General features: G+C 62.4%; 7 protein-coding genes. 1 reads left to right on the plus strand and 6 read right to left on the minus strand.

Going from position 1 to position 13434, the window contains the following annotated elements; genetic code table 11:
* Positions 1–951 precede the first annotated feature (951 nt).
* Positions 952–1656, minus strand: coding sequence for a LytR/AlgR family response regulator transcription factor (locus O3303_RS20475; protein ID WP_269561979.1), 705 nt, complete (start codon positions 1654–1656; stop codon positions 952–954).
* Positions 1653–3326: a histidine kinase gene (locus O3303_RS20480; RefSeq protein ID WP_269561980.1), complete on the minus strand. Its 1674-nt coding sequence runs from the start codon at positions 3324–3326 to the stop codon at positions 1653–1655. The genes O3303_RS20475 and O3303_RS20480 overlap by 4 nt, the downstream gene beginning before the upstream one ends.
* Positions 3327–3436: 110 nt before the next feature.
* On the opposite strand from O3303_RS20480, the gene O3303_RS20485 reads away from it, so the two are divergent.
* Positions 3437–5827 carry a TonB-dependent receptor gene (locus O3303_RS20485; RefSeq protein WP_269561981.1) on the plus strand — a complete coding sequence of 797 codons (2391 nt, stop codon included), beginning with the start codon at positions 3437–3439 and terminating at the stop codon, positions 5825–5827.
* A gap of 163 nt (positions 5828–5990) precedes the next feature.
* Here O3303_RS20485 and O3303_RS20490 read toward each other — a convergent pair whose 3' ends face one another.
* From O3303_RS20490 to O3303_RS20505, 4 genes are all read right to left on the minus strand, one after another.
* On the minus strand, positions 5991–6401 hold the full coding sequence (locus O3303_RS20490; protein WP_269561982.1) for a response regulator: 411 nt from the start codon (positions 6399–6401) through the stop codon (positions 5991–5993).
* Positions 6402–6442: 41 nt separating this feature from the next.
* On the minus strand, positions 6443–8968 hold the full coding sequence (locus tag O3303_RS20495) for a PAS domain-containing protein (RefSeq protein WP_269561983.1): 2526 nt from the start codon (positions 8966–8968) through the stop codon (positions 6443–6445).
* 277 nt (positions 8969–9245) lie between these two features.
* Positions 9246–9419 (minus strand): integrase core domain-containing protein, encoded by a 174-nt coding sequence (locus tag O3303_RS20500; RefSeq protein WP_269561984.1) that lies wholly within the window; start codon positions 9417–9419, stop codon positions 9246–9248.
* A 328-nt stretch (positions 9420–9747) separates the two neighbouring features.
* Positions 9748–13359 (minus strand): PAS domain S-box protein, encoded by a 3612-nt coding sequence (locus O3303_RS20505; RefSeq protein ID WP_269561985.1) that lies wholly within the window; start codon positions 13357–13359, stop codon positions 9748–9750.
* Positions 13360–13434: the final 75 nt, after the last annotated feature.

Below are 13434 nucleotides of genomic sequence, written 5' to 3' on the forward strand. Positions count from 1 at the left end.
GCCTGAATTGGTGGAGAGTTCGGTGACCCGGGTCAACTTTCGGGTTTGGGTCGGGTTCCCTTGAGTCGGGTATCAATAAGGCGTGCAGCACAGCCCGCACCGATTCGACGGTAGCCAGGGAGTGAGGCTCGACCCATACCAGCGACGAGAAACCCAATGCTGCCAGTCGTAGCTGCAGGTTGCGGCAGTTGTGTTGGCGCAGCACCAGCAGCCCTATGAGTTCGGCAGTATGCTGGTAGGCGAAAGCAACGGAAGCCACAAGCTCAGTAACAGGGTAGGGGAGGAGGGCACTGAAATGATGAGCGACAGGAGGTAGTACCCAGGGCCCCGATGGCGCTGACCGACTTGCTGACCGAACCCGCCTAGAACAGCATCTGCCCGGTGGCCGGCTGCTGGCTGGCGCTGTCGGCTACGCCGTACGCCCGCGCCGTACGCCCGGGCCCATTCAGACCCGGCCGTTCTTGATCAGGGCAATGCCCACGGCGGGAGCCTTGTAAGATGCCATGCGCGCTGCCAGGGCCATCCTCTGATCGGGTTGTATCACGACGGGCGCGGAGAGGGCACGCTCGACCCGGGTAATTCTGGCCTGAAGCGCCGGCGGTGCTGTAGCCTTGGGCGAGTCAGGCTGCTAAGGAGCTTGCCGCCCCCAGGCTTCCCAGCAGCAACGTGGCGCAAAGTAGAGGGTGTCAGGCATGCCTGTGGTCGTTGCCGGCGAGTCGCCCGGGACTTTCAAAGCTGACAGTAGCCCCTAAAGGATTCGGAAGCACCAACTACCAGCGACCAGCTCATGCCGCCCGCCCGATCAGGCAGCGGGTGCGGTATGGAAAACCGGGTAGCGAGAGAGGGAAAACCGAAATTTCCGGCAGGAACGCCGCGGCAGATTGCGGCTGGCTAGTTGTATAGTCGCCGTAGGATATGGGCATTCTGCAGGAATTTGAGCAGAGTCAAATGTCAGCCCATTTTGCTGCGTAGCTCCTTATAGCGGGAGCGGCCAATGGGCAGCAGTTCCCCGTTTTTGAGGAGCAGCTGGTAGCTGCTGCCTTCGTGCACAATGATTCTTTCGGCCTGCGCGAGGCAGACGATGTAGGACTTGTGGATGCGCTCGAAGGAAGCGGGCAGTAGCTGCGCCAGCTTTTCGAGGGACTTGTCGTGCAGCTCTTTTTTGCCGTTTTGCAGGTGCAGCTCGGTGTAGATGCCGGCCCCTTTGATGTAGAGCAGGTCTTTGATGTCAAGCAAGACCAGGCTACCCTGCTTCTTCACGGCGAGAAATTGGAGGCTGTTGCTGGGCTTGCTGGCCGTCGTGGTCTTGGTCAGGCGGGCAAAAGCCTGCGCGAGGCGCTCTTCGGTGAACGGCTTGGGCACGAAATCGAGCACGCCGTGGGCGAAGGCGGTGATGGCTTTCTCGGTGTAGGCCGAGATGATGATGGTGTGAAAGGCGCCGGCCGCGACGCTTTTCAGCAGGTCGAAGCCGTCCTGGCCGTTCAGGTTCAGGTCGAGCAGGAGCAGGTCGGGCGGGGCGGTTTCGAGGGCGTGCAGGGCCGGGGGTAGCCCATCGCAGATGGTCATGGCTTCGAGTCGGGAACCGAAGAAGTCGCGGGTCATGCGCTCCAGCCGCCGGGCGATGCGGGCTTCGTCTTCAACAAGCAGAATCTTCATGCGAGCGGGCCGATTTTGATGGACGTAAGCCAGCCTTCCGGCACGGCGTGCGAGCTGAACTCCCAGCGGCTCCCGAAGCTTTCCCGCAGACGGGCCTCGATGTAGTGAAAGCCGGTGCTGGGCTGGCCGTCGCCGGTTTCGGGCCGGTTGCGGGCGCAGGTGAGCAGCGAGTAGTGCCGATGCCGGCCGAGACGCTCAAAGCTAAGCCGGAACCGGATGCTGCCATCGGCCAGGGGCAAGCTGTGGGTGATGCCGTTTTCGAGCACGGTGTGGAAGATGGCCGGCGGGATGAGGTCGGCGGGCTCGATGCCGGCCGTTTCCAGCTCGTAGCGGATTTCCTTGCGGAACTGCATCACCCGCAAATGGTGGCGGCAAAGCTCAATTTCCTGACTCACGGGGATGAGCGTCGCCTCGGCAATGTCGTTGAGAATGTCGAACTCCCGGGCCAGGGCGTGGATGAACACCGCGCCTTCCTGGGGCGACTCCTCCACCCAGTCGAGCATGGAGGTGAGCGTGTTTTTGATGAAATGGGGCTGGATGTTTTTCTTCAGCAGCTCCAGCTTCAGGCGTGCCGACAGCAGCTGGGCGGCCTGGTGCTCGGTTTCCATGGCCCGCACCCGGATGGTGTGCAGGTAGAGCATGCACAGCACGAGCAGCATGTAGCCGATAAACAGCCCGGAATCATAGAACAGGAAGTAATTGACCACCGCGCTGGCCAGCAGCCCGGCCAGCACCACGCCCGCCCCCCGGGCCTTCCGGACCATGGCCGCCGCCACCACCGCTACCGAGGCCAGCCACATGGCGTAGCTAAAATACATGGCCGTGAGGTCGTACTGATGCAGATGAAGGCTATAGATGCTCAGGAGCACCGCCGTCATGCCCACGGCCAGCAGCCCTTTTCGCGGGAGGTTAAACTGGAGGGTGAAATACAGCGGCACCAGCAGGGAAATGGCAAACGTGAGCCAGCCAATGGCTTCCAGCCGCAGGTAAAACTGCGGGTAGGGAATGACGAGGTAGAACTTGACGTACTCCAGAATCAGCAGCGCGAAAAACAGGAAGCAGATGACGCTGAACACCAGAATGGCGGGCTCCTTCCGGCGGCTGTTCAGCAGCAGAAACAGATAATAAATGGCCGCAATGAGGAAGGCGCCGGCCATCAGGTTCATGAACGACATAACGATGAGCGGGCCCTGCAGCAGCCGCAGGTAGCTGTCGAGGTGGACGTAGGTGCCGCGCTCGTCCTCAGTGAGGTATGCCTGGGTGCTGCGCAGGGCCACGAGGTGGCGGCCGGGCTGCGCCAGCGAATCCGGTACCGGGTAGTAGCTGGCTTCGGTGCCGGGCACCTCGGCCCGCCCGCTGGTAGCCAGCTCGCCGTTCTGGCCGATGCGGACGCCGTCCCAGTACACCTCAAACGCCCCGAATGCATGGACCTGCGTGCCCAGCGGCGTGCGGGGGTTGCGCTGGTGCAGTGTGACCCAGGTGCGCGTCCAGAACACGCGGGTGCCGGTGGCTCCGCGGGCTGGTTGCCAGCGGGAGTCGTCGTACGACCGGGCGGCCCAGCGCGGGTCGTCGCCGAGGCGGTACACGACGTCGGCCGGCGCGTAGCGCACCTCCGACTGGCAGGACGCAAGGGCAAGCAGCAGCAGACAAAAGCAGAGGAATCGGGCCATGATGTAAAGGTATAAGGCTCCAGACGGCACTTTGCTGCTATTGGCAAGGCCATAGAGCCGTTGGCATGAATTTGCTTCAAAGCCGTTCGAAGGTCGCCTAACCTTGGGGCATGAAAACATGGCTCTACCTCTGTTTATGGCTGCTCCTGACCGGGGCGGCCCAGGCCCAGCCCACCGCCGGCCCCGGCCGCACCCTGGCCGGCAAGGTGCAGGAACACGGCTCCGGCGCGCCCGTGCCCTATGCCACCATCAACGTGAAGGACGCGGCCGACAAGCTACTGACCGGCGGCATCAGCGACGAGAACGGGGCATTTCGGCTGGATGGCATTCCCGCGCAGGCCGCGACGGTGGAGTTCCGGTTCATTGGGTACCAGGCGCTCAGCCAGGCCCTGCCGGCGGGCACGGGCCGGCTGGATTTGGGTACGGTGCGGCTGACGCCCGACGCCACCCAGCTGGGTGAGGTGACGGTGACGGGCGAGCGGCCGGCCATCAGCCTGGAGCTCGACAAGAAGGTGTTTGAGGTGGGGAAGGATATTTTATCGCAGAATGGCTCGGCCAATGATGTGCTGAACGGGGTGCCGTCGGTGGCGGTAACGCCGGCGGGCGGCGTGAGTCTGCGCGGCAACCCCAACGTGACGGTGCTGGTGAACGGCCGCCGCTCGGGCCTGACGCAGAGCAACGCGCTGGACCAGATTCCGGCCGACCAGATCGAGCGGGTGGAAGTCATCACCAATCCATCGGCCCGCTATGACGCGGCCGGCAGCGCCGGCATCATCAACGTGATTCTGAAGAAGAACAAAAAGGGCGGTTTGAGCGGGCAAATCCGGTTGGTGAGCGGTCTGCCGAACGATACCCGGGCCAATCCGAGCCTGAGCTATAAGTCCAAACAATTCAACGTGTTTGCCACGGCGGCCCTGCGCCTGACCGACTACGTGGGCCGCTACCGCACCGACCAAGTGACCGGCCCGGCCACCGACCAGACCCGCCTGCGCCAGCTGCAACGCGAGAACCGCCACGACGACGGCCGCCTGCTCTACTTCGGGTTCGACTACTACCTCAACGAGCGTAACACACTCACGGCCTCGTTCCTGAAAAACGCGACCTATGACCACGACAAAACCACGCTGCAATACGACTACACCCTGCCCGGCCGTGTCCCCGACAGCAGCTTGGTGCGCACCGGCGAATCGTGGGAACGGCGCAGCTACAACCAGCTGGATTTCAATTACACCCGCCTCTTCGCCCAGGCCGGCCGCAAGCTCACCGCCGACCTGCAATACGATTTCTGGAACAGCGACAAAGACTGGGTGCTGGCCACGAGCAGCACCGCTCCCGTGCTGCGGGCTTTGCCGGGTATCCGGACCAGCTCGGTGGGGGCCAGCCAGGATCTGGTGGTGCAGACCGACCTCGTACAGCCCTTGCGCGAGCGGTACACGCTGGAAGCCGGCCTCAAGCTCGAAAGCCGCCGGGTGAGCAGCGACTTTCGGGCCGAAGAGCAGCTGGGCGCAGACTGGAGGATCTTCCAGGGCATCAATAACCAGCTGCAATACCAGGAGCTCATCAGCAGCGCGTATACCCAGTTTGGCAGCAAAACCAAGACCTTTTCCTATTTGCTGGGTTTGCGCACCGAGCTTACCCGCATCACTATCCAGGACCGCGAAGGCACTTATAACAGCCAGAAACGCTACGACCGCCTGTTCCCGACCCTTAACCTGAGCTACCGGTTCGGCGAGAGTACCACGGCCCAACTCAACTACAGCAAGCGCATCAACCGGCCCTCGCTGTGGATGCTCTACCCCTTCAACGAGCTTACCGACCTCAACGCGCAGTACGTCGGCAACCCCGATCTGAACCCGTCTTACGGCGACGTGGTGGAGCTGGGCTTTTTGCGAAACTGGAGCACGCTGACGTTTAGTCCGTCGGTTTATTATCAGCGCAATACGGGCTTTATCCAAACGTATGTCTACCGCGACGCGGCGGGTACTTTCATCAGCTCGCCCATCAATCTGAGCCGGGAAATCCGCCGGGGCCTGGAGCTGGCGGTGCAGTACACGCCCGTGAAATGGCTCCCGCTGAATGCCGAGCTCAACGGCTACACCTTCACCCAGCAGGGCCGCTACCAGGAGCGCAACCTTGATTTTTCGGGCCAGTTGCTGACCGGTCGGTTCAGTGCGCAGGTGAAGCTGCCGGCAAAATTTGGGGTGCAGGGCCGCTACAATTTCACCGGAGCCCAGCGCAATGCCCAGACCCGGACCCTGGCCATTCACACCCTGACTCTGGGTTTGAGCAAGAACCTGCTGCGCGACAAAGCCACCCTGGTGCTGGACGCCACCAACGTGCTGAACTCCGACAAGCGCCGCACCCAAACCACCGGCGAGAACTACGTGTTCAACCAGGTCAGCAGCCCCAATGCCGCCCGCTACCGGCTCAGCTTCGCCTACCGTTTCAACCTGAAAGACGGGCAAGCCATCCGGCAAGCCAAGAGCAGTAACCGGAATTAGGGTTCCGCTCAGAAAACGGAACATACCGCACGCTATGATTTCGGCAGGGCAGATGCTGGAATTTGTCTGCCGCACAGTTAGTGCGCCCCGAACAGCAGGGGATGTTAAATAACCCGCACGCTACCTCGATAGAGGGGCGCTACTAGCCCAGCCAACGAGATGCTTACGCCGCGAAGTGCTGTTGCAACAGCGCCGTGACTTTCTCCCGCGTCAGGGGCTTTTCCAGAAAGCCCGCGATGGGCAGCTCCCGGGCACGGGCCAGGTCACGTTCGTGCAGCGAAGTGGTGAGCAGGATAATCGTGGCCTGCTGCTGGGGCGCGGGCAACTGGGCATAAGCCTCCAGGAAGGCCAGCCCGTTCATCACCGGCATGTTCAGGTCGAGCAGAATCAGGGCCGGGCAGGCCGCCGGCGTACTAACACTGGCCTGCACCACGGTGTGCAGGGCCTGTTCGCCGTTTTCGGCCACGAGCACCTGCCGGGCTACCCCCATCGTGCGCAGCAGTAAGGCATGGAGGAAGTTGGCGGTGCTGTCGTCATCCACGAGCAGCACGCTCGGTATCGGCAGGGGAGGCATACGCGTAGAGAAACCGGCCGGCTCATCAGGAGCCGACCAACTTAAACGGGAAAGGTGACGGTAAAGGTTGTCCCCCGGCCAGGCGCACTTTGCACTACAATGGTACCGCCGGCATTCTCAACCACCCGTTTTACCATGTAGAGGCCCACGCCGGTGCCCTCCACGTGGGTGTGCAGGCGCTGGAACAGCCCGAACACCTGCGCTTGCTGGGCCTCGCTCAGGCCCAGGCCGTTGTCCTGCACGGCCAGCACCACGCGCCCCCCGTGGCGGCTGGCACGAAGCACGACGGCGGCCGGTTGGTCGGGCTGACGGTACTTGATGGCGTTGCTGAGCAGGTTGAACACCACCGAGCGCAGGTTGCGGGGGGCCAGCAGCACCGTCAGCGCCGGCTCGACGGCGACGGTGAGCTGCGCGCCGGCGGCGGTGAGCTGAGGCAGCAAATCCAGGCGTACGTCCTCCACCATCGGGGCCAGGGGCACGTGCTCGGCCGGCTGGTTCTGGGCGTGTTGTAGGCGCGAGATGTCGGTGAGCTGGTCGATGGTGACGCGGAAGCGCTCCACGGCCCCGCCCATCAGGCCCAGCAGCTGGCCCACCACCGGGTCGGCCTGCTGTTGGGTAGGCAGGTGCTCGTGCAGGGCCAGCAGCAGGCCTTCGATGTTGGTAATGGGCTGCTTCAAATCATGCGACGCCGTGTAAATGAACGTGTCCAGGTCCACGTTGGTGCGCGTGAGCTGGGTATTCGACGCGTGCAGCTCCTCGTTGGTAACCGTCAGCTCTTCGTTCAGGCGCTGCACCTGCTCGCGGGCCAGCACCTGCTCCGTGATGTCGGTCACCAGGGTGTAAAAGCCGGCCACCGTGCCGTCGGCCTGCACGTCCGGGATGTAGTCGGTGTGGATGTGCCGGACGAAGTCGGGGCGGTAGGGCATCCGGGCCGTGAATTCCAGCCGCTCCCCCGCCAGGGCCCGCGCGATGTAGGGGCGCACTGCCTGATAGGCAGTATCCCCCACCACCGTGTGCACGGGCCGGCCCAGCAGCGCTTCGGGTCGTTGCTGAAACCAGTTCTCGTAGGCGCGGTTGGCAAAGCGGTATTTCTGCTCCTGGTCAAGGTAGCCGATGAGCACCGGCAGTGCATCGGTGAGCACACGCAGCTGCCGGGTAGCCGCCTCACTCACCTGCCGGGCCTTCACCTGGGCGGTGACTTCGAAGGCAAAGACCAGCACCCCGTCGGTGCGGCCCTGCTCATCGGTGCGGGCCTGGTAATGGAAGGTGAAGTACCGATCTTCCAGCGGCCCGCCGGCGTGGCGGGCCACCGGTACTAACTGGGCTTCCACCTGAAACGGAACTCCTGTATCGTACACCCCGCGCAGGGACTGCCAGGCGGGTTGGTCGGCCAGCTCGGGCAGGGCGTCGAGCAGCCGGCGGCCCAGCAGCGGCCGGTCGCCAAACAGGTTCTGGTACGTCTCGTTTACCAGCTCGTACACGAACTCGGGGCCGTTGTAGACGCAGATGGCGGCCGGGGCCTGGGCCAGGAAGCCCGCCAGCCGGCGGCGCTGGCGCTCTACCTCGGCGGTGCGGGCCGCCACGCGCGCTTCCAGCTCCTCGTTGAGGTGCTGCAAGGCCTGCTCTGAGTGGGCCAGGGCCGTATTGGCCCCCAGGTATTCCTCGTTGCTGGCCCGCAATTCCTCGTTGAGGGCGGCCAGCTCTTCGTTGAGGTCCTGCACGTGCTGGCGGGCTCGCACCTGCTCCGTGACTTCCACGGCGACATTGACCACGCCCAGCATCTGCCCCTGGACATCATACAAGGGCTGGTAGACAAAGTTGTAGTAGGTGGTTTGCAGCTGGCCGTCGCGCAGCATGCGGGCCGGGGTTTCGGTGCCCACCACGGGCACCTGGGTCGCGAGCACCTGGGCCAACTGCGTATCGAAGCCCTGGCCGCGCAATTCGGGCAGCGCTTCCAGCAGGGGCTGACCCAGCACCTGGGCGGGCGTGCGCCCCCAGAGGGTGGCCATCTGGGCATTCACGGTGGTGATACGCAGCTCGGGACCCTGAAACAGACCGATGGCCACCGGGGCCTGGGCCAGCAGGACTTGCAGCAGGTTGCGCTCACGCTCAGCCTCGGCGCGGGCAGCCTGCTCGCGGGCCTGGCTGAGGCGCAGCGCTTCCTCCACAGCCGTACGGGGCTGGTCGTTGGTGTCGGTGAAGCTGACGACCAGCACGGGACCGTAGCGCTGGGCCACCAGGTGGAAGTAGCCATCCAACCCATCGTCCTGGTAATTAACTTGGTGACGCTCAACCTGCCCTGAGGAAAAGGCGTCGCAGTAGAAGCCAAAGACGCCCGTGGCCTGCGCCTGCGGATACAGCGTGAGAAACGACTCCGGCGGGCATTCGGGCAGGTGTAGCAGCTGCTGGGCCGCCGGGTTGAGGCGCACGTAGGCCAGATCGGTGATGGTGACGCCGTCGGCCATGTAGACGGGACGGAAGATGATTACCCCGGTCAGCGATACGTTGAGCAGCACGCCCAGCAGCTCTTCGGAAACGGGAACGTCGGCGGGCAGTAGGGGCGGCATAACTATAGCAGGTAACGAAATGGCAGGCGAAGGTACCAATGCGGCTTGAGCAGGTGATGCTGTGGGTGGGAAAGTGGCCACTCACTGGCCCTGGTAGTGCTTTGACCGGTATACGGTGAGCACCGAAAAGGGTGGGGGAGTAGAGGCCAACGACCTCTGGGCTCAACCTGAACGCTCAACGCTGTCGTTGAACGCCATGCCCGCACCTGTGTTGCCTTTGCCCCTGGTGATGACAGCTTGGCGGTGGTCTACCAGCTCAGGATTTGAGGTGGTCTAGCTAAAACGGACAGTATTGGAACGTTGTTTGAAGATGGGTTTCGAAATGGTTGGGGGCGCCGTAGCTCAGCGCTGAGTGGCGGCGCTCGGCATTGTAGTAGGCAATGTGGTGGCTGATTTCCAGCTTGGCCTCAGCCAGGTTGGGGAAGCATCCGCCGTTGAGCAGTTCGGCCATGAAGCGGCTCCACACGATTCCGCATGAGTGTTATCGTAACAGTTGCCGCGTCGAATCATGCTCCCCCGTTGGGTTTTGCTGCCATAACAGAAGAAACACACGTCCTACTTCTGTCCGGCTTGCCTCGACCGCCTCATGAACTGTCTTACTTATCTAAACCTGCTCAATACTGTGCATCCCCACGGTTTGGGGCAGGCTCTACCGGCGCCCGCTGGTGCCGCTGCGCACATATGAGGGCTGATTCGAGGGGTAGGCGTAGCTCGTGCCGCCCGAGGAGCGTGGCGCTCTGCCCGCCGGGGGGGCACAGGGCAGGCCAAGCTTTGGCACCTCATTGGCCGGCGAGGCGGCGCTTTTCCTGCTCTGCAGCCATCTCCGTCAACACCTGGCGCAGAATGTGGTCAGCTGCTTCAACTGGCGGTTGCAGGTCGTCGTAGGAGAACGGGCCGTCCCACTGTTCAAGCAGTTCCATTAGGTTCACGGCAGCATGAATCTGGAGGTGGCGTAAGCTGGGCAGCAGATTATGGGCGGCGGCCTGTATGCCGACCAGATTACCGACGGCCAGGGCGGCAGTCAGGTCCTGGCTGGTGCGTTCGGTACTCGTCATAAAAGTCCCCAGCATGGAAGACACGAACTTCTGGTTGCCCCGCGCCATGTTTTGCAACTCCTCCAGGTTGTAGAGCCCCGTGGAAGGTGAGGGCGCAAGGTTGGTGAGAGAAGGTGGAGGCAATTGGCTGGTTGCCTTTGGCAGCAGCCAGTCGCAGAGCATTTGCAGCAGTTCGTCCTCGTAGAAGGGCTTGGCCAGGTAGTCGTCCATGCCGGCGGCCAGACACTTTTCCCTTTCGCCGTTGATGGCCGAGGCCGTGAGGGCAATGATGGGCAGCGTCAGGCCCAGGTCGTGGCGCAGGCAGCGGGTGGCCTCGAAGCCGTCCATCACGGGCATCTGCACGTCCATCAAAATCAGGTCGAAGGGTTGCGCGGCAGCCAGCTCCACGGCCACGGCGCCGTTTTCGGCCTCAATCACCTTCAGTTGGGCATTTGTCAGGAAGGTTTTGGCCATGAGGCGGTTGTACTCATTGTCTTCCACCAGCAAAATGTGCTTGCCGCGTAGCTCCTCGATATTGGCCCGCGCCTCCGGCCGGCGCTGAGGCAGGTCGTCGACGGTGCCGACGGGCAGCTCCAGCGTGAAGTGAATGGTGGTGCCCAGGTTCTTTTTGCTTTCGATGATGATTTCGCTGTGCATGAGCCGGACCAGGCTGCGGCTGATGCTCAGGCCCAGGCCCGTACCGCCAAACTGCCGGGTGATGGACGGGTCTTCCTGGCTGAATTCCTGAAAAATACGCTGCAGGTAATCTGTGTCGATGCCAATGCCCGTGTCGCGCACCACGAACGTGAGTGTGGCCACGTCCTGGTAGAACCCGGCCAGGTCGCACTCGATGCAAACCTCGCCTTTGGGAGTGAACTTGACGGCGTTGCCGGCCAGGTTGAGCAGAATCTGGGTGAGGCGGTAGGGGTCGCCGAGCACCACGGCGGGCACGTGCGGGTTGACACGAATGCGCAGGCGCAGGCCCTTTTCCTCGGCCTTGTAAAGCAAGGTTTTTTCTACCTGCGCGCAGAGGCGGTTCACGTTGAAGCCCACGTGCTCGAGGCTCATCTTGCCCGCGTCGAGCTTGCTCAGGTCCAGAATGTCGTTGATGATGACCAGCAGGTTCTGGGCCGAGGTGCTGATGGCGTGCAGATAATTGCTTTGCTTGGGCGCCAGCGGGGTTTTGGCCAGCAGCTGGCTCATGCCCATAATGGCGTTCATGGGCGTGCGGATTTCGTGGCTCATGTTGGCCAGAAACTGCTCTTTGGCCCGGGTCGAGTGTTCGGCCAGCTCCTTGGCTTCGCGCAGATTTTGCTCCATCTTCTTCTGCTTGGTGATGTCGAAGATGATGCCGATGTTGCCCATTACGGCGCGGTTTTTATCGTAGAGGGGTCCAGCCCCAATGAAAAGCCATTTGGCTTCGCCGGTTCGGGTGATAATGGGCAGCTCGTAGGAGCTGCTGGTGCCCTGATACCGCGAGTTGATGTGGTCTTCCAGCTGAATCCGGCTGTCAAAATCCAGCAGATTGGTGGGTAACTTGTAGCCCAGTAGCTCTTCGCTGGCGTAGCCAATGGTGCGGCAGAAGCTGGGGTTGGTGTAAACCACGCGCTTTCCCAGGTCCATCTCTACCAGGCCGAGCTGCATGTTATCGATGATGGTGCGGTACTTTTCCTCGCTCAGGCGCAGGCTCATTTCAGCGTTGTAGCTCTCGGTGATGTCCTTAAATTTCCAGAGGTAGCCCATATCCGCGTCGCTGTGGCGCACGGGCACAAAATCGTAGTCCAGCAAGCGGCCGTTGCGAAGGGCCAGCATACCCTGGTGTATTACCTCGTGGCCCGGCCGCAATTTCAGGCGCAGGTCTTCGCCGTCGGGGGCCAGCAGGCTGCGCTGCATCTGGGCTTTTACCACCGCGTAGTCGGTGCCAATGAGCTGGGTGGGCGTTTCGGCCAAGCCAAACAACTGGCAAAATGACTCATTGGTGAGCACCACTTTATGGTGTTCATCGACTAGCAAAATGCCGCGCCGGAGCATGGCAATGGTCTTGGCTAAGCGCAGGGCCGTTACGTCCAGGGCTTCCTGGGTTTTTTTGCGTACGGAGATGTCCGCCTTAATACCCGTAAAAATCAGCGGCGCACCCTGCGCGTCGCGCTTGGTTACCAAGGCCCGGTTCAATACCCATATGTAGGTGCCGTTTCGGCAGCGCACGCGGTGTTCGCAGCTAAAGTAGGGGGCGTCGCCGCGCTGATAGGCGGCCCAGGCCTGCTCCAGTTGGGGCACGTCATCGGGATGCGCGCAGTGGGTCCAGGTGCTGCTGGCCGGCAGCGGGTTGGCTTCGGAATAGCCCATCATGGTCTGGCACTCGACCGAAACGGTTATCTGGCCGGTCTGAAAATCGAATTCCCAGCCGCCAATGCCCAGGCCTTCCATGGTCAGCAGGCTGTGCAGGGCATTGTGGCGGGCCGTTTCCTCGGCCTTGCGCTGCGCCGAAATATCCTGAATGATGCCGCTGTAAATAATGCTTTCCGCATCGCGGTACGACAGCGCCGAATTGCCCTGGCACCAGCGCAGCGGCTGGCCCGGCACCAGCACGCGCCCCTCAAAAGACCACGGCGCAAGCGTGGCCGCTGCCGTGGCTACGGAGGAGTACCACAGCGCTTGGTCGTCGGGATGAATGAAGTTGCCGAAGTCCGAGGAATCTTCTACCTGCAAGCCGAAAATCTCCGTAATCTGCGGGCTGCAATACACACTTCTCATGGAGCCATCGGCCAGCTGGCGCCAGCGGTAGAGCACGCCGGGCACGTTTTCGGCCAGCTCGCGGTAGCGCTTTTCGCTGCGCGCCACGGCCAGCTGGGCCTTTTTTTCCGGCGTAATATCCTCCAGCAGGCCCACGTATACTTCCACCACTTGGTCGGCATTGCGAATGGGCTGCACTGTGATGCGCAGCCAGTCTTTGGCGTGCTCGGGCGAGGGGTCGGGCATCTCAAACTGAAACGATTCCTGCCGCGTCAGGCTGGCCTGGATGGCCGCCTGCGTATCCAGGTCGGGCTGGCGGCTATAGGGTAGCTCGGAGATGAGCCGGCCCACTAGGTCGGCGAGCGTGCAGTTCCAGCGCGCCAGAAATTGGTCGTTGGCCCAAGTGATGCGGCCCTGCGAGTCGCCCACCATCACGCCCGCAAACAGGTGTTGCAATTGGCCCAAAAAGTCGAGCTGCGTACCGGCCATGGGCGGAAAGGCCGTGTAGAGAACGGCCATTTGGGCGTACATCGCCTGGATTTCGGCGTCGCGCTCCTGGAGTAGGCGTTCTAGCGTGGCGCGGGTAGGCTTCTTCGGCAAAGTAGGGGTAGCAGTTGGAGCCATTGGGCTTGAAAAAGCAGAAGAGGCCAGCGCCTTTCGTTATCGATGTATAAAAAGCTTGGCACCTGCCGGCACATC

This window comes from Hymenobacter canadensis (genome assembly GCF_027359925.1).
In the GTDB taxonomy this organism is placed as follows: domain Bacteria; phylum Bacteroidota; class Bacteroidia; order Cytophagales; family Hymenobacteraceae; genus Hymenobacter; species Hymenobacter canadensis.

What these genes read in the sequence shown, in the direction of transcription:
- O3303_RS20490 (WP_269561982.1), bottom strand. Translation starts at nt 6,401, where the DNA reads ATGCCTCCCCTGCCGATACCGAGCGTGCTGCTCGTGGATGACGACAGC.
- O3303_RS20475 (WP_269561979.1), bottom strand. Translation starts at nt 1,656, where the DNA reads ATGAAGATTCTGCTTGTTGAAGACGAAGCCCGCATCGCCCGGCGGCTG.
- O3303_RS20500 (WP_269561984.1), bottom strand. Translation starts at nt 9,419, where the DNA reads ATGGCCGAACTGCTCAACGGCGGATGCTTCCCCAACCTGGCTGAGGCC.
- O3303_RS20480 (WP_269561980.1), bottom strand. Translation starts at nt 3,326, where the DNA reads ATGGCCCGATTCCTCTGCTTTTGTCTGCTGCTGCTTGCCCTTGCGTCC.
- O3303_RS20495 (WP_269561983.1), bottom strand. Translation starts at nt 8,968, where the DNA reads ATGCCGCCCCTACTGCCCGCCGACGTTCCCGTTTCCGAAGAGCTGCTG.
- O3303_RS20485 (WP_269561981.1), top strand. Translation starts at nt 3,437, where the DNA reads ATGAAAACATGGCTCTACCTCTGTTTATGGCTGCTCCTGACCGGGGCG.
- O3303_RS20505 (WP_269561985.1), bottom strand. Translation starts at nt 13,359, where the DNA reads ATGGCTCCAACTGCTACCCCTACTTTGCCGAAGAAGCCTACCCGCGCC.